Source organism: Nonomuraea sp. NPDC026600, assembly GCF_040638335.1.
Taxonomy (GTDB): Bacteria; Actinomycetota; Actinomycetes; order Streptosporangiales; family Streptosporangiaceae; genus Nonomuraea.
Genome location: NZ_JBEZYD010000002.1, coordinates 364,304 through 381,525, shown reverse-complemented (window position 1 = coordinate 381,525; position 17,222 = coordinate 364,304). Strand labels below are relative to the sequence as shown.

General features: G+C 70.3%; 11 protein-coding genes. 9 read left to right on the top strand and 2 right to left on the bottom strand.

The features are described from left to right. Nucleotides 1–23: 23 nt before the first annotated feature. Both AB0F17_RS05275 and AB0F17_RS05270 read left to right on the top strand, forming a co-directional pair. Entirely contained in the window at nt 24–7,301 is a 7,278-nt protein-coding gene (locus tag AB0F17_RS05275; RefSeq protein WP_358016558.1) for a hypothetical protein, read from the top strand. Further along, entirely contained in the window at nt 7,294–7,581 is a 288-nt protein-coding gene (locus AB0F17_RS05270) for a hypothetical protein (RefSeq protein WP_358016555.1), read from the top strand. The genes AB0F17_RS05275 and AB0F17_RS05270 overlap by 8 nt, the downstream gene beginning before the upstream one ends. Here the strand turns inward: AB0F17_RS05270 and AB0F17_RS05265 are convergent. Next, the gene (locus AB0F17_RS05265; RefSeq protein WP_358016552.1) at nt 7,562–8,359 is read right to left on the bottom strand and encodes a hypothetical protein; all 798 of its coding nucleotides are present in this window, start codon (nt 8,357–8,359) and stop codon (nt 7,562–7,564) included. The two genes, AB0F17_RS05270 and AB0F17_RS05265, sit on opposite strands and share 20 nt — an antisense overlap. A gap of 148 nt (nt 8,360–8,507) precedes the next feature. Between AB0F17_RS05265 and AB0F17_RS05260 the strand changes: the two genes are divergently transcribed. The 6 genes from AB0F17_RS05260 to ugpC all read left to right on the top strand — a co-directional run bounded on the left by AB0F17_RS05260 (nt 8,508) and on the right by ugpC (nt 15,625). Next, nucleotides 8,508–9,995 (top strand): mannitol dehydrogenase family protein, encoded by a 1,488-nt coding sequence (locus AB0F17_RS05260; protein ID WP_358016549.1) that lies wholly within the window; start codon nt 8,508–8,510, stop codon nt 9,993–9,995. A gap of 253 nt (nt 9,996–10,248) precedes the next feature. Continuing rightward, entirely contained in the window at nt 10,249–11,598 is a 1,350-nt protein-coding gene (locus AB0F17_RS05255) for an extracellular solute-binding protein (RefSeq protein ID WP_358016546.1), read from the top strand. Further along, nucleotides 11,599–12,531: a sugar ABC transporter permease gene (locus AB0F17_RS05250; RefSeq protein WP_358016543.1), complete on the top strand. Its 933-nt coding sequence runs from the start codon at nt 11,599–11,601 to the stop codon at nt 12,529–12,531. After that, nucleotides 12,528–13,472, top strand: coding sequence for a carbohydrate ABC transporter permease (locus AB0F17_RS05245; RefSeq protein WP_358016540.1), 945 nt, complete (start codon nt 12,528–12,530; stop codon nt 13,470–13,472). Before AB0F17_RS05250 ends, AB0F17_RS05245 begins: the two co-directional genes overlap by 4 nt. A gap of 7 nt (nt 13,473–13,479) precedes the next feature. Then, nucleotides 13,480–14,493 carry an NAD(P)-dependent alcohol dehydrogenase gene (locus AB0F17_RS05240; RefSeq protein ID WP_358016537.1) on the top strand — a complete coding sequence of 338 codons (1,014 nt, stop codon included), beginning with the start codon at nt 13,480–13,482 and terminating at the stop codon, nt 14,491–14,493. 22 nt (nt 14,494–14,515) lie between these two features. Further along, nucleotides 14,516–15,625, top strand: a complete 1,110-nt coding sequence (gene ugpC / locus AB0F17_RS05235; protein ID WP_358016535.1) for a sn-glycerol-3-phosphate ABC transporter ATP-binding protein UgpC — start codon at nt 14,516–14,518, stop codon at nt 15,623–15,625. Nucleotides 15,626–15,652: 27 nt separating this feature from the next. Here ugpC and panD read toward each other — a convergent pair whose 3' ends face one another. Then, nucleotides 15,653–16,069: an aspartate 1-decarboxylase gene (gene panD / locus AB0F17_RS05230; RefSeq protein WP_358017357.1), complete on the bottom strand. Its 417-nt coding sequence runs from the start codon at nt 16,067–16,069 to the stop codon at nt 15,653–15,655. Nucleotides 16,070–16,198: 129 nt separating this feature from the next. Between panD and AB0F17_RS05225 the strand changes: the two genes are divergently transcribed. Then, nucleotides 16,199–17,215 carry an iron-siderophore ABC transporter substrate-binding protein gene (locus AB0F17_RS05225; RefSeq protein ID WP_358016532.1) on the top strand — a complete coding sequence of 339 codons (1,017 nt, stop codon included), beginning with the start codon at nt 16,199–16,201 and terminating at the stop codon, nt 17,213–17,215. The last annotated feature ends 7 nt before the right edge of the window (nt 17,216–17,222 follow it).

The following is a 17,222-nucleotide window of genomic DNA, read 5'->3' as shown; positions in this document are numbered from 1 at the left end:
TCTCGACCACAGATGTGCGCCCGGTGTGGGAGACGGAGCAACTGCCGGACTGGGTGGTCTACTGGCTGATCCCGATGCTCATGTCGGGACAGGCGTGGCCCAAGGCCAGCGAGAGCGGCCTGTGGCTGCTGCGCGAAGCGCACCAGCGGGCCGTCGACACCTACGCCGAGAGTTTCGAGCCGACCGGCACGGCGGTTCGGACCATCTCCGCGGAGTGGGAGTCTCCCGCCAAACCCGTCACGTTCACCCGCGTAGGGCAGATGTACGACGAGCGGACCGGCGCACTGTCCAAGATGGCCGCCCACCATCAGTACGCCCAGCAGGCGGACGCCTTCGCGCTGGAGACCCAGTACTCCAAGATCTCGATCAACGTGGCCTTCTGGGTGGCCGTCATCGCGATCGCCGTCGCGCTGCTCGTCTCGTTCTTCTCGGCCGGGGCGACCGCGCCGCTGGTCGGCCCCGCGGCGACGAGCCTGCGGGTGGCCATCAGGAACATCCTCACCCGCCTGGGGATCGCGGCGTCCCGCCCGGCCGGGGTCACCGCGGCGGGCAGGCTGACCACCCTGGCGGGCGGCTCGCTGGCCGGCCGGCTGATGACGTCCGCCCTGACGCACGAACTGATCGAGGAGATCGGTGAAGAGGTCTTCATCGACGCCTACACCCAGTACAAGCAGATCAAGATGGGCACCCGGCTGAGCTGGGACTGGGACAAGACCGTGGCCGCGGCGGTGGGCGCCGGCGTGGGTGCGGTCGCCGGCACCAAGCTGGGCGCTCCGGTGTCCAGGCTCACCAACGCCGTCCCGGGGATCGGCCGCCTGAACCGGACGGCCGGGGACCTGCCCGGGTGGGGCAACGCCTTCCGGCGGTTCCCCGGGCGGGCGTTGAACACGGGCCTGAACAACGTGGTGGCCTCGCCAGCGGGCAGTTTCGTGGCCAACGGGCTGGTGTACGGGCAGTGGGCGCCGCCGACCGCGGACTCCCTGGTCGGTGGGTTCATGGGCGGCGCGGGACGGACGAACACGATCAGCCCGTTCAACCCCGGCGTGGCCGGGGCGGTGCTGCATCCGGTGAGCGCGCTGAATTCGGCCTTCGATACCGCGGCGGCCACCGATCAGGCGCGCGCCGACCTGGCGACCACGGATCTGGCGGGCGCCGACACGGACACGCGACCTGGTACGGACACGCGGCCCGGCACAGACACGGGACCCGGCACGGACGTGCGGCCTGGCACGGATGGGCGGCCGGGCGCCGGTCAGGGACCCGTCGTCGGTCCGCAGGCTCCGCCGGACGGGGCGGGGGCCTCCGGCCCGTCCGGCGGTCCGCGGACGCCGTCGGGCGGACCGGCCTCCCCCACGGTCCCCTCTCAGGGCACGCAGGGAGACTCTGTCCGGGTGGCGGCCGAGCCACAGGCGCACGGGTCCCGGCCGGCGGTCCCCCCGACCGCCTCCGACGCATCCCAGGCGAGGCAGCCCGGCACTCCGGCCGGAGATCCAGGCCAGCCGCGCCCCAGCACGTCGCCCGCTGAGACGGCACAACCCACCGACCTCGCACCGACCGACTCCGCGCCGGCCGATCCCGCACCGGCAGTGGAGGAAACGGCGGCCGAAGCAGGCCGGGCGGAGACGGCACCGGCCGACCAGCCCTCCAGCGGGGCGCCGAAGACGGTGCTCGCCACCGACGGTCCTGCCGGTCTGTCGGCGGCGGCCCACCCGGAAGGCCCGAACCCCACCCTCCCGGCGACCGACGCCCCCACCGGCCCACGCGCACGGGCATCGTCCGACCCAATGGCCGTGCCCACCGTGCATGCCGCGCCCACTGGGGCCGCCGCCACTTCCGCCGCGTCCGCCGTAACGGCCAACGGCCAGGCTGGCCCCAACTCCCAGAGTCGCCGCACCGCCGCCGGAGGTCGACGGTCCGGCAGTATCGATGACCTCATCAACCGGGACGCCTCACCCCAGACAGACCTGGACCACGCGACCCGGACGCCGAAGCTCAACATGGACCCGCCCTCCAGGTCCGGCCAGGCCCTCGCCAACGCCTACGACCCGCGCGACGTCCCGCCGGCCCACCAATGGGAGGCTCTGCGCGAAGAGGCCATCCCCGAGCCGGTCACCGTCCCCGTCACCTCGGGAGCCGCCCGGGTGGAGGCGCGCAGGCTGCTCGTCCCGTACAAGGGTCAGTTACGTCCCGTCACGGAGTTCACCGTACGAGCGCAGTATCGGGCCGATCCCCGCCTCACCCCCGAGGAGATCGCCGACGCGCACGCCCGGCTGCTCGAAGGGATCGACCTCTACTACAACTACCAGCACCAACTGCCCGACGGCTCGCTCCTCCACGTACGGATGGAGCTCGTGCCCGCGCCCGACGGAGCCCCGGACGGCACGGTCGTCCGGCTGCACCCCGGCACCGGCACCCGGGCCGCCGACTTCGCCGACCGCCGGAGCTGGCACGGCGACGGCGAGGTGATCCGCACCCCGCTGGACCAGCTACGGTCCTACCGCGACCGCCCGCCGATCCACTACCTGAGCTGGTACGCGGGGATGGAGCCGGTCGTGTTCGCGCACGAGACGCTGCATCTCCTCGGCATGCTCGACGAATACGCCCACCCGCTCATCGACGCCCGGCGCGACCTGGCGGCCACCGACGTCCACGCCGACTCCAACCTGCTGGGTCAGGCTCAGCTCTTCTGGTCGGATGGCCGGCCCGTGCTCGATCGCGACGGCCGTACGGTGGCCGAGACGGCCGGGCTCCGTGACCGGCACCTGGAACACCTTTTCGCGCTCGTCCAGGACAGTGACCAGCAGCCCAAGGTGCCGCTCACCCGGCCCGCCCCGGCGGCGCCGGCGGAGGAGTGGTCGCGGCCGGACTTCGCGCCGGCCGGCCGCCTGCCGGGCAACGTCCTGAGGCTGGCGGAGGAGTTCCCGTCCGACGGGCGCCCGCTGCTGGAGCATCTCCGGCTCCTCGAACGCATGGACAATCTGTTCGGCGACGGGCGTCCCCTGACGAACCAGCACCTGGCGTACACGGACGCGCTGGTCCAGATGGCGCAGGAGATCTACGGCACCGGACCGGAGTACTCCTTCGCCACCGCAGAGCTCGCCGGTGTGCGGCACCTGTCGGAGCTGCTGCTCGGCGATGCCGTTCCGCGGATCGACCTGCTGCGGGCGTCGATCAACGCGCTGCTGGGCAAGGACGCGGCCGCCGCCGTGGACACCCAGAAGATCCACACGCTGGTGGGTCTCGCGGCGACCGTGGCACCCCATCCCGGCGAGACGGGCGCGGACGCGGTGCGCCGGGCCATCCAGAGCCATCGGCGTTCGATGCCGGGCCTCATCCAGCTCCGCCGCGCGGGGATCACCCTGCCGACGGCTCCGGCACAGGCAGCTCCGGCACAGGCGGATCCCACCGATGGGCTCCGTTCCAGCCTCAGTCCGGCCGGCGACCGGAACGCGGACAGTGCGCCCCGCCAGTTCCTCGGGTTCTGGCGTGACCTGATGAGCCAGGTACGGGCGGAGGCCCACCGGCGCGGGACGGCGCCGCTCGACGAGCTGCAGCAGTTCGCGCTCCAGCGCGCCATCGGCCGGATCTTCGCCGCCAACCCCGACGACTGGATGCTCAAGGGCGGTCAGGCGATGCTCTCCAGGAACCCGGGCGGCCGGGCGAGCACCGACATCGATCTCGTCCGCATGTCGGGGAACCCGGACCCGGACGCGATGGCCGACGAGTACGAGGCCGCGCTCGCCCGCGATCACGGTGACCAGCTCAGGTTCGTCCGGGAGTCCAAGACCTACATCCTGCACGGCAAGGCCGTCAGGATGGCGCACACGGTCTACTGCGGCGACATGGAGATCATGCAGCTCAGCGTCGACCTCGCCCCGCCGCGTACCCGTGCGGTGTGGAAGGAACCGGAGATCATCCCCTTCCCCCAGCAGATCCTCTCCACGGGACACCCCGACGAGAGCCCCGGCCTGCGGGTCATCTCCTACCACGACACGCTGGCGCACAAGGTGTCGGGCATCTACACCCACGGCATCAGAACGCTGGAGACCCGCTGCCACGACTGCATCGCCCGCGGCAAGGGGCTGTTCAGCTGCAAGGCGGGCGACCTGCCGTACCGGTGCCAGGACCTGGTCGACATCCTGATGATCATCCTGAACTCCTCGTGGGACGGCCCGGCCACGCACGCGATGCTGCACGCGGAGTTCGCCTGGCGGCTGGAGCAGGGCGAGAACCTGAAGGTGCCGTCGGCCTTCGAGATCCCGAGTCCGGACTGGTTCCGGAAGTTCGACCAGTACGCCAGGACGACGCCCGGCCTGCCGTACGCCGGGCTCACCGAGGCCGTTCCGGTGGCGCGGGCGTTCCTCGATCCCCTGCTGCGTGAAGAGGCGCCGCCGCCGAGCCGCTGGGACCCCAACCTCCGGCGCTGGGTGGAGACGGACGACGTCACGGCGCCGGACGTCGCCGGCGACACGGTCGCGCCGGGCGGGACCGCGGACGTACGGCAGCTCCAGGTTCCCAGCACCGCGCCGGCGTCGGCGGTCCACGCGAGCCCGGACATGATCGCGACGTGGGACCGGCTGTCCGCGGGCGACCTCGACGCGGAGCTGCGCGAGCTCAAGCAGCGTACCGACCTCTCCCCCGCCGAGAAGATCGACTTCATCCGCGGCCGGATGATGTACGACAGCGGGTACGTCGAGCTGACCCGCGTCCCCGGCCCGGACCACGAGAACTTCAAGCACCTGCGCTTCTACGCCCACCAGCGCGGCGAGCTGTACAGCCACGCGGCGGCGCTGATGGCCGATCCGGACACCACGGTGGAGATCGCCTACGAACCGGACCGCGGCTTCAAGACCTTCCAGTGGGATGCCCATCAGTCCCACCTGGCCTACCTCGGCGCCGTGCCGGACGGCATCACGCTGGACGAGGCCAACGCCGCCGCGATGCACCGGATGGTCAAGGGACGGAGCGTCAACGGCGCCGACCCCGCGGCCCTGATCGACGACCTCATCGAGCTCCATGCCAAGCCGCTGCGGGACGCCCTGGCCCTGCGGCAGCGGCTGATCAACGACTACGGCGTCGAACCGCACCGGGTCCGGCTGGCGTTCGCCAACACGAGCCAGAAGAGCCACTACACCGAGTCGCAGTGGATGCGGGCCCAGCTCTTCGCCTTGCAGGCGATCCAGGCCGACCCGGTTCGGGCACGGCAGCGCATGGTGGACGCGATGCTCGGGCCGGACGAGACGACGGCCGCGCGGCGGGCGGCGCGGGCCCAGGCGGTGGTCGACCGGCTCGGGCAGGCGAACGGCCAGGCTGGCGAGTACGCCCTGCTCTGGGTCCGCGACACCCGGGGCCAGCCGGTCGGCGGCAGGCACGGCCCGCACCTGGACACCCGGCCAGAGGTGCTGCGCCAGACGATCGAGGCGCTGCGCGCGCGGCATCCCGGACGGCGCGTCGTCCTGCTCGGCGACGACGTATTCGCGGGCCGTCCCGAGCTGGAAGAGGCCTGGCGCCAGGAAGGGGTGCTGGAGGGGGTCGACACCCGGACGCTGGTGGAGTTCTGGACGGCCGCGCGCAACGGCGGGCAGGCGCTGAGCTACGCCGAGCAGGGCCTGTTCTTCCATCGCCTGACGACCCAGAGCGACGTCGTGCAGATCGGGATGGAGAGCGGGGCGCTGGAGATCCCGGCCATGCTCGGCGTGCCCACCGTCTACTTCGAGGCCAGGGAGCACGACGGGAACAAGGGCAACCGCTGGCAGCTCTACTGGCAGGACTGGGCCTATGGCCACGCCGAGCAGGTCCTCGACGAGCAGGGCAATCCGCGCTTCGAGGCGAGCGGGCGGCCGGTCACGAGGTTCGTCACGGCGCGGACCGGCCAGGCGCCGCTTCCGGCGATGCGGCGGCTGTTGTTCGGTCCGGACCTGCCCGACCCGGCCAATCGGCGCGGCCAGCCCGTCGCCGTCTACTACCCGGCCCGGGTCGCGGTCACGGTGGACCGGATCAACCGGCTCGTGAGCAGCGGTGAGCTGGATCAGTGGCCGGACCGGCTGGGCCGCAGCGCCACGCTCGACGGGGACCGCTGGACGTACTGGAGCGAGGAGGACTGGAAGCGGAGCGCGTACTACGCCGAACAGCTACGCCGGTGGGTGCGCGTGGACGCCCGGACGCCCGAGGAGGCCGGCCGCAAGTGGCACGGCATCCGGCTCGCCCTGCTGGGCGTGCTGGAGCCGCGGTTCACCGTCGATCAGGAGTACGAAGGCGTGTCCCTGGCGCATCCGTACACCGTGCTGCACCTTGAGCGGTCCCGCATCGACGTGGACGCCATCCGGATCTCCCGGGCCTATGACCTGGATCCGGGCGAGCGCGCCACCGCCGTGACGAACGCCGTCAAGGCCCTGCTCGACTCGCCCGGCTTCGCCCGCCGGGCCCTTGACGACCTGCGGCTCTTCCAGCTCGACTCCTCGGAGATCCGCGACCTGGGCGAGGCGGTCGCCCGCGTCACGGCGCCGGATGTACGGCCCTATGCCGACCGGCTCGACGTCCCCATGGGCGACGGGCAGCCGACGCCCCGGCAGGTGCTCGACCGGTTCGACCCCGCCACGGCGGGGTTGCCGGACGTGAGCACGCGGGAGGCGGCCGCCTACATCGCGCGGAACGCCGCCGCCCGGCCGTGGCTGGCCGCCGCGGCCCGCCTGGACCCCGCCGTCCAGCGGGTGCTCGTCGCCATCGACCAGGGACAGGGCCATCATCTCGCCCGGCATGGGGCGTTCGCCGCCGATGGCAGGCTCCACGGCCGCGTCGCCCGGCTCGAAGATCCGGCCCAGCTCGACGAGGAGCAGCGGGGGCGCGCCACCGACGCGTTCCGGCCGGGCGACAGGGAGCACCGCTGCCCCGACACGGCCACGGCCATCCACGATCCGGTCGCCTTCGCGGTCGCCTTCGCCCGCAGCTTGGAGCACCCGGTCATGCGGGATGCCCTCGCGACGCCGTTCGACCCCGACAGGCGTCCCGGCCGGGTGTCCTTGTCGATCGATGACCTGCTCGGCCCCGACGGACATCTGTACTGCGCCGGATTCCGGATCGTGCCGGTCGACGGCAGCCCGGAGACCGCCGTCGCGAACCGGTCGGTCTGGGTCAGGGCGCTGCGCGCGGGCGAGGTCCCGACCGTGCCGGAGCCGCGGGCCGCGCCCATGGAGAGCTTCGACGGCGGCACCGTCGAGTTCTTCTTCCAGGTCGACCGGCAAGGGGACGGGTACGAGATCTCCACGATGTTCGTGGATCCGCCACCGGCTGGAGGTGAGTGAGCTGACGGACTCGACACTGGTGCGCCTCTGCGCCGTCCACTGCCATCCCGCCGCCGACGAGGGGGCCTACGACAGCCTGAAGCGGCTGGCCGGACGGCCGGGAGACGCGGAGATGGCCCGGTTCAAGGCCGAACTGCGCCATGCCCTCGACTTTCCCGAGGAGGCGCCGTCGCTGTACCGGGCCGTGCGGTACAGCGACGGCAGCACGCAGCGGTTCCTGCGGCGGCTGTGGCGTGACCTCTATCCGGACGAGCCGGTGCCTAGCCGGTCCGCCCGATGATCTCGGCGGCTATGTCCCAGCTCAGCGCCTCGTCGCCGGTCTCCGGGATCAGCCGCGCCACTCCGGGCTGGAGGTGGGCCACCCGGTCCGGGTAGGCCAGGGCGGCGTAGCTCCGCTGGTTACGGGGCGACAGACCGGCCGGGGCGAGGTCAGGGAGGAAATACGCCACGAACTCCCGGCCGTCCTCCGGGAACTCGTGCCGTCCCGCCAGCGGCGCCAGGTCCGCGTGGATCTGCCGCAGATCGACCAGATCCTTCAGTACGGCGTCCATGAGGACGCGGCGCAGCTCACCGTGATCGGCCCAGCCGGCCGCGAGATCGACGATCGTGCGGGCAGGGGTCGTCACCGGAATCCCCTCCACCACGCGCACCTCGTCCGGCTTCAGCGCCGCGACATGGATCTTCGTCGCCCGGGGACCCTCGACCTCGTCCGGGGCGGTGAAGTTCACCAACGGGCTCGGCACCGGTCCCAGCCCGTACAGCCCGCAGGCCGACTCGTGCGAGAGCACGGCGTCCTCATGGGGGGACTTCGACCGCTCCCAGCGGAAACTCTCGGGCATGATCGCCAGCCAGGCGGCCAGCGGATAGGCGTAGCGCGGCCCCGTCGACGACCAAGCGAACTGGTAGACCGCCCAATCCAGTTCGACCAGCAACGCGGACTCGGCGAACCGGAGCAGATCCTGCTTGCCGATCTCCAGCCGACCGGCCTGCGCCTCCGTGATCATCCCTCCTTGGCGCGCGGCGACGGCCGAAAGCGTGGCGAACTGCTCTTCCCACATCATTCCTCCACCAAAGATCCCGCGTGACAAGGACAACCTAGCCGTCTTGGCCTCGGCGGCCGGGGCTCACGGGCATACAGGCAGGTCAGGAGTTTGAAGCGGGCGGAGTTGGCCATGTTGAGCGTAGGGGGGCCGGTGAGGGGGACCGATGGCTGTGACGACACTGACGCAGGAGACGCTGACCGGCCTTTCCGAGCAGGTGGCGGTCCCCTCCTACGACCGGTCGCTGCTCACGGCGGGCATCGTCCACTTCGGGGTGGGCGGGTTTCACCGCGCGCACCAGGCGATGTACCTCGACCGGCTGATGAACCAGGGCAAGGCGTTCGACTGGGCGATCTGCGGGGTCGGGGTCCTGCCCGGCGACGCGCGGATGCGCGACGTGCTGACCGCGCAGGACGGCCTCTACACACTCGTGCTGAAGCACCCTGACGGGACGCGTGAGGCCCGGGTCATCGGGTCGATCGTCGACTATCTCTTCGCCCCCGACGATCCCGAGGCGGTCATCGAGAAGATGGCCGAGCCTGCCGTGCGCGTCGTGTCGCTCACCGTCACCGAGGGGGGCTACAACTTCCACCCCGTCACCGGTGAGTTCGACACGGAGACACCGGCGATCCGCGCGGATCTGGCACCCGGAGCGCGCCCGGCCACGGTGTTCGGCCTGGTCACCGAGGCGCTGCGGCGCCGGCGCGATCGGGGGGTGCCGCCGTTCACGGTCATGTCGTGCGACAACATCCAGGGAAACGGCGACGTCGCCCGCCGTACCTTCACGGCCTTCGCCCGGCTCGCCGATCCCGAGCTCGCCGCCTGGATGGAGCGCGAGGTCGCCTTCCCCAACTCCATGGTCGATCGCATCACCCCGGCCACCACCGACGAGGACCGCGAGGCCGTGGCCCGGACGTTCGGGGTGCGGGATGAGTGGCCGGTCATCTGCGAGCCGTTCACGCAGTGGGTGCTGGAGGAGGACTTCCCCGGTGGCCGGCCGCCGTTCGAAGAGGTGGGGGTGCAGGTCGTCGCGGATGTCGAGCCGTACGAGCTGATGAAGCTGCGCCTGCTCAACGCCGGGCACCAGGCGCTCGCCTACTTCGGTTTCCTCAGCGGATACCGCTACGTCCACGAGGCGGCCTCCGACCCGGCGATCGCGGCGTTCCTGCTCGCCTACATGGACGTCGAGGCCACACCCACGCTGCGCCCGGTGCCGGGCGTCGATCTGGACGCCTACAAGCGGACCCTGATCGAGCGCTTCGCCAATCCCGAGGTACGCGACACGGTCGCGCGACTCTGCGCCGAGTCGTCGGACCGGATCCCGAAGTGGCTACTTCCCGTCATACGCGAGCAACTGGCCCAGGGCGGGGAGGTCGCCCGCGCGGCCGCCGTGGTGGCCAGCTGGGCGCGTTACGCCGAGGGCGTGGACGAATCGGGGGCGCCCATCGCGATCGTCGACCGGCTGAAGGACCGGTTGACGGCCATCGCGGGCACGCAGCGCCGGGAGCCCACGGCGTTCATCGCGAATCGGGAGCTCTTCGGCGATCTGGTCGACGACAAGCGGTTCGTGGAGCCGTACCTGAAGGCGCTGGAATCGCTGCACACCAAGGGCGCCCGCGCCACGGTGCGGGAGCTCGTGGAGCACCGCACTTGACAATTTTACTTAACTCATGAAAAGCCAAAATATTCTATAATCCCGGCGAAAATCTCACATGCACCATTTAAAGCAATGTCGATAAGGGATAAACCTGGTCTCATCGCCCTTTTCTTAAGCGGTACCGGGGGTGAAGTGGGCAGTGAACTATCCACATCAGCCGAGCCGACGCGACATTCTTCGCGGGGCCCTGGCCGCCGGGGCAGCGGTGACCATCGGCGGAAGCCTGAGTGCGTGTGGATCTCACGGTGATGTGACACGAGCCGTTACCAGCGACCAGTGGCGCCAGTTCCAGGGCGCCACCCTGAACTTCATCTCCGAGAACACCGCCCCGACCGCCGCCATCGCCGCGAACACCAAGCCGTTCACCGATCTGACCGGGATCGACGTCAGGATCGTGACGCTCGAGCTGTCCGCCCTGGTCCAGCGGGTCGCCCTGGACCTGGCCTCGGGCCGGGCCCAGTACCAGGTGATCTACGCCGACCCCTACCAGGTGCTCGCGCCGTACCAGCGAGGGCTGGTCGACCTGCGGTCGCTGGAGGCGGATCCGAACCTGCCCAAGCTGCCCGGCGGCGTCGGGGACTTCATCCCCGTCCAGATGGATGCCGCCGGACGGTTCGTCGAACCCGCGCCCTACTACGCCCTGCCCTACGACGCGCCGACGATGATCTGGCAGTACCGGCAGGACCTGTTCGCCAAGTATCACAACCGCATGACGCAGGACCTCGGGTTCGACCCCACCCCGAGCGGTGACCGGACCTGGGAGGAGTACTTCCGAATCGCCCAGTGGTTCAACAAGAACGGGATGGAGGACGTCAAGTACGGCACCGGCCACCAGGCCAGGCAGCACGACTCCCTCATGAACGACTTCAGCAACGTCCTGTGGTCCTACGGCGGCAACTACTTCGACCACGGCAAGGAAGTGGGGCGTCTGGGGTCGCGGGATCCCGGACCGTGCCGGCTCGACTCCGCAGCCGCCATCGCGGGCGCGGAGTTCTACAACCGGCTGCTGTCCATCGCCGATCCCGCCTCGAAGACGTGGGACTGGGACGGCGTCGGCGCCGCCTTCCGCGCGGGCCGGCTGGCGATGTGCCCGAACTGGCATGAGTTCGCGGCCAGCAACGAGCTGGTGCTGCCCGGCAGGGTCGGCTACTCGGTGCTGCCCAAGGGCCCGGTCGCCACGGCCAACATGTACGGCGGAACGGGGATCGGGATCAGCGCGAACACGATGCCCAACGAGCGCGGCGCCGCCTGGCTGTTCCTCGTGTGGGCCACCTCCCCCCAGACCCAGCTCGCCAACCTCAAGAGCAAGGCCGGTGGCGGCACCCCCACACGCACCTCCGTGTACGAGATGCCGGAAGTGCGCGCGGCCGAGAAGCGGCCGTCGCCGATGCCCAACATGCTCGCGGCCGCCGCGGTACGGGAGGCTTGGCAGCCTGACCGGATCGGCCTGCGGCCCAAGATCCCGATGTGGAACGAGTGCAACACCGCGATCTTCACCCAGCTTTCCACGATGCTCAGCGGGGCGGAGTCACCGGCGGAAGCGATGCGTTCGATCAAGTCGCGGGTGGACCAGATCGTGGCGCGAGGGTGGGTGGCCTAGATGACGCACGCGGCGGAGACCTCGGCGGTACGCGGATCGGCCAGGCTGAAGAGCACCCCGCGCAAGGAGCCGCGGATCGGCTTCGAAGGCCTGATGATGGCTCCCGGCCTGCTGCTGCTGGCCGCGCTGTCGATCGTGCCGTTCATCGCCCTGATCGCGATGAGCTTCTCCCGCGTCCGGTTGCTGGGCGGGGTACGGCTCGACCTGGTGGGCCTGACCAACTGGGCGCGCTTCTTCACCGACGCGGACATGTGGATGTCCTGGCTGCGGACGATCATCTTCTTCGTGCTCACCGTCGGGCTGGAGATGGTCCTGGGCATCGGCATCGCCCTGTGCCTGTTCCGGGTGCTGCGCGGCCGCAACATCCTGCTCGCCCTGCTGTTGCTGCCGATGTTCGCCGCGCCGTCGATCGTCGGCCTGCTGGGCCGCTACCTCACCGACTCCACCTTCGGGCTCTACGCGTGGGTGCTGCGCGCGTTCGGCTACAGCGGCGACATCCTCGGCGCCCCGCTCAGCGCCTTCGCCGCCGTCGTCCTCATGGACGTGTGGGAGTGGACCCCGCTGATCGCCCTGATCACCCTCGCCGGGCTGTCCAGCGTGCCGCAGTCGGTGCGGGAGGCCGCCGCCGTCGACGGCGCCCGCGGGTGGATGACGCTGCGCTACATCCTCTTCCCGGCGATCTCCAACGTGCTGCTCGTCGCGCTGCTCATCCGCTCGATGGACGCCATCCGCTTCTTCGACATCATCTGGGTCACCACCAACGGCGGCCCCGCGGACGCGACCAAGATCGTGCCCATCCGGCTGTACGAGACCGCGTTCCGTTTCTTCGACCTGGGCTACGCCGCCGCCATCGGCCTGGCGATGCTGGCCTTCTCGATCTTCATCGCCCGTACGTTCGTGCGGCTGCTGGATGTGCGGGGGTTGACCCGATGAGCACCTCGATGACGCCTCCGTCGTCCCCGCCTCAGCAGGCCGTTCCCGGTGGGGCCGCGCCGCGGGAACCGGTCACCGCCGCCCCGCGCGGAGAGGCGCAGTCGCCGCTGGAGGAGAGCAGCCGGCGTACGCGGTGGATGGTGACGCTGCTCATCGTGGTGGCGCTGCTCTGGACGCTGGTCCCCCTGGTGTGGATGCTGATGTCGTCGTTCAAGAACGCCCAGGACGTGACCTCGGCCACGCCACAGGTCTTCTTCTCGCCGACCCTGGACAATTACCGCAACCTGTTCCGCGGGGCCAACAACCTCGGGCCGTACATCCTGCACAGCGTGCTCGCCGCCGGCATCTCCGCGCTGCTGGCGGTCGGCCTGGGCGCGCTGGCCGGGTACGGCCTGGCGCGCACCCACATGCGCGGGAAGAAGCACCTGGCGTTCTGGATCATCTCCACGCGTATGGCGCCCATCGCGGCGGTCGTGGTGCCGCTGTTCCTCATCTTCCGCGGGCTCGGCCTGATCGACTCGATCCCGGGGCTGATCCTGGCCTACCTGACCTTCAACCTGCCCTTCGCCATCTGGCTGATGAGCGCGTTCTTCGCCGAGGTGCCGTCGTCGCTGGAGGAGTCGGCGCTGGTCGCCGGCTGCTCCCGCTGGCAGGCCTTCCGCATGGTCATCCTGCCGCTGACCAAGTCGGGGCTGGTCACCACGTTCATCCTGTGCCTGGTCTTCGCCTGGAACGACTACGCCTTCGCCGTGGTCTTCTCCGGCCCGAACTCCCAGACGCTGCCCATCGCCGCCTCCCAGTTGGTCACCCAGACCGGCATCGACTGGGGTCAGCTCACCGCGATCGGCACGATCGTGGTCGTGCCGATGATGCTCGCCGGTCTCGCCGTGCGCCGCTGGCTGGTCACCGGACTCACCCTCGGCGCCATCACCGGGGAGTAGGTGGGCCATGCGCGCGGCCGTACTGCAGGGTGTCGGCGAGATCCAACTGGAGGAGCGACCACGGCCCGAGCCCGGTCCCCGAGAGGTGCTGGTGCGGGTCGCCTCGGTCGGGACGTGCGGCTCGGACGTGCACTACTACGAACACGGCCGCATCGGCGACTTCGTGGTGGAGTCGCCGCTGGTGCTGGGCCACGAGCCGTCCGGCACCGTGGTCGTCACCGGGCCGGGGGTCAGCCGCCGGCGTGTGGGGCAGCGCGTCTCCGTGGAGCCCGGGGTGCCCGACTTCACCTGCCGGCAGTGCCGGTCCGGGCGGTACAACCTCTGCCCGCGCATGCGCTTCTTCGGCACCCCGCCGATCGACGGCGCCTTCTGCGAGTACGTCGTCGTGCATGAGGAGTTCGCCTACCCCGTCCCCGACACCCTGTCCGATGACGCCGCCGCGCTGATCGAGCCGCTGTCGGTGGGCGTGTGGGCCTGCTGGAAGGCCCGGGTCGAGCCGGGCACGCGGGTGCTGGTCACCGGCGCCGGCCCGGTCGGGCTGCTGTGCATGCAGACCGCGCTGGCCTTCGGCGCCACCGACGTCCTGATCACCGACGTGAACCCCGTCCGGCTCGCCGTTGCCCGTGACCTGGGCGCGAGCGAGACCCTCAACGTGGGCGAGACCCGGCTGTCCGACGCCGGGTTCGAGCCCGATGTGCTGCTCGAATGCTCGGGTCATCCGGCCGCGATCGGGGAGGCCGTCCGCGCGGTGGGCCGGGCCGGGCGCGTCGTCCTCATCGGCATGGGCGGGGACGAGATCCCGCTGCCGCTCTCCCACGTACAGACTCGCGAACTCGAGGTGACGGGCACGTTCCGCTATGCCGGCACCTGGCCGGCGGCCATCGCCTTGGCCGCCGCGGGCCGCGTCCAGTTGGACGCGCTGGTGACCGGCCACTACGGCCTGGCCGACGTCGAGCAGGCACTCACCGCCGGAACCCGTGACCCCAAGCTGGTCAAGGCCGTCGTCCGGCCGCAGGAGTGAGGGCGCATCCTAAGGAGAGATCATGTCCAGAGTCCTGTACGAAGAGGCGACCCGCGTCTATCCCGGATCCGACCGGCCCGCGGTCGACGCGCTCGACCTCGACATCCATGACGGTGAGTTCCTGGTCCTCGTCGGCCCGTCAGGCTGCGGGAAGTCCACCTCCCTGCGCATGCTCGCCGGGCTGGAAAGGGTGGACGGCGGGCGCATCGCCATCGGCGAGCGCGACGTCACCCACCTGGCGCCGCGTGATCGGGACATCGCGATGGTGTTCCAGAACTACGCCCTGTACCCGCACATGTCGGTGGCCGACAACATGGGCTTCGCCCTGCGGGTGATGAAGGCGCCCAAGGACGAGATCAACCGCCGGGTCCGTGAGGCGGCCCACCTGCTGGACCTGGACGAGTTCCTCGACCGCAAACCCAAGGCGCTCTCCGGTGGGCAGCGGCAACGCGTGGCCATGGGCCGGGCGATCGTCCGCGAACCGAAGGTGTTCCTCATGGACGAGCCCTTGTCCAACCTGGACGCCAAACTACGCGTACAGACCCGCACGCAGATCGCCGCGCTGCAGCGCCGGCTCGGCGTGACGACGGTCTACGTGACCCACGACCAGGTCGAGGCCATGACCATGGGCGACCGGGTCGCCGTCCTCAAGGACGGGGTGCTCCAGCAGGTCGACACGCCGCTCCGGCTCTATCAGCACCCGGCCAACGTCTTCGTCGCCGGCTTCATCGGCTCCCCGTCGATGAACCTCTCGGAGTACCCGGTCGAAGGCGGCGAAGCGGTCCTCAACGACACGCGGGTGCCGCTGAGCCGCGAGACGCTCAACGCGCTCAAGGACGAGGGCGGCGACCGCGTCGTCCTGGGCTTCCGGCCCGAGAGCGTCGAGGTGGTGAGCGAGGGCACGGAGGGGAGCTTCCCGGTCACCGTCACCGTCGTGGAGGAACTCGGCTCGGACGCCTTCCTCTACGGCCAGTACGCCGACACGACCGATCCGGCACGCCTCGAACAGACCGTCATCGCCCGTGTCGACCCCAACCAGCCGCCGGCCAAGGGCGAACGGGTCCGGCTGCGCATCCTGCCGGGCAAGGAGCGGCTCTTCTCGGCGGTCACCGGCCGGCGACTGCCCGCCTGACCGGTAAGGCCGAGGCCTGCCGCCCGGTCAGCCGACCACCGAGCCGGACTTCTGATCGGTGGCGCCCGGAACCGGGGCGGACGGGTCGGATCCGAGGGCGACGATCCGATTGCGCCCGTCGACGTGGACGACGGACGGGACATACGACTTGACCTCGCTCTCGTCCACCTGCCGGTAGGACATGATGATGACCAGGTCATCCGGGGACACGAGGTGCGCGGCCGCGCCGTTGATGCCGATCACGCCCGAACCCGCCGGCCCTTCGATGACATAGGTCGTCAGCCGGGACCCGTTGGTGATGTCGACGACGTCGACCCGCTCGCCCTCGACGAGATCGGCCGCGTCCATGAGGACCTTGTCGATCGTGATCGAGCCGACGTAGTGCAGGTCGGCCTGGGTCACGGTGGCCCTGTGGATCTTTCCGCCGAGCAGGGTGCGCTGCATGTCCATGCCCTCCAAAGGATGGTGAAAGTTAGGTAATGCTATCCTAAGTACATCCATCGACTCCCGCCTGTGCAACCCCCCGGCCAGCGGTCACCGAGACGCCGGAGGGCACAGAGACAAGGACCTCAGATGACTCCTCCCGGCACCGTCCGCCTCTCGCGCGTCGCGGCGATCGCCGCGGCCTGCGCCCTCATGGTGAGTTCGCTGGTCTCGTGTTCGAGCCCCGCGCAGGCCCCCAAGGCCACGGCGACGGCGACGGCCGATCCGGCCTTCCCCGTCGCCATCGACCACAAGTTCGGGTCCACCACGATCAAGTCGAGGCCCACCCGGGTGGTCACCGTCGGGTGGAACGACCAGGACTTCGCCCTCGCCCTCGGCGTGGTGCCGGTGAGCACGCGGCAGTGGTTCGACGAGTACCTCACCTATCCGTGGGTCAAGACGGCGCTGGGCGGCAAGCCGCTGCCCACGTTCTCGGCGGAGATCAACTTCGAGGCCATCATCAAGCAGCGGCCCGACCTGATCATCGCGATCTACGAGACGGTCAACAAGCAGACGTACGACAAGCTCTCGCAGATCGCCCCCACGGTCGTCCAGTCCAGCAAGTACCCGGACGAGCAGACCCCGTGGGACGTCCAGACGCTCACCACGGGCAAGGCGCTGGGCCGGTCCGCGGAGGCGCAGACGCTCGTCGACAAGGTCAACGCCAAGATCGCCGAGGCGAAGCAGGCGCATCCCGAGTTCGCCGGGAAGGTCCTCGTGGTGGACTACGGCCCCGAGAACGGACAGCACTACCTGATCCCCGGCCGCGACCCGCGCCGCGCGCTGTTCGACGCGCTCGGCTTCGCCGCCCAGAGCCAGAACGGCGACATCAGCGAGGAGCGGCTGGACCTGCTGGACCGGGACGTGCTGTTCGTCAACGGCTCGACCAAGGCGAAGATGGCCTCGTCGCCGGTCTTCTCCCGGCTGAAAGTGGTCAAGACCGATAGAACCATTTATACGGACTTCTCCACCCCGCTCGGCGGCGCGCTGTCGTACAGCGGCCCGGACGCCCTGCTCTACGCGCTCGACGTGCTCGTGCCGCAGTTGGCGAACGCGGCCGACATGAAGCCGTCGACCCCGGTCACCGACCTGTCCAACCTCACCTGACCGCCTG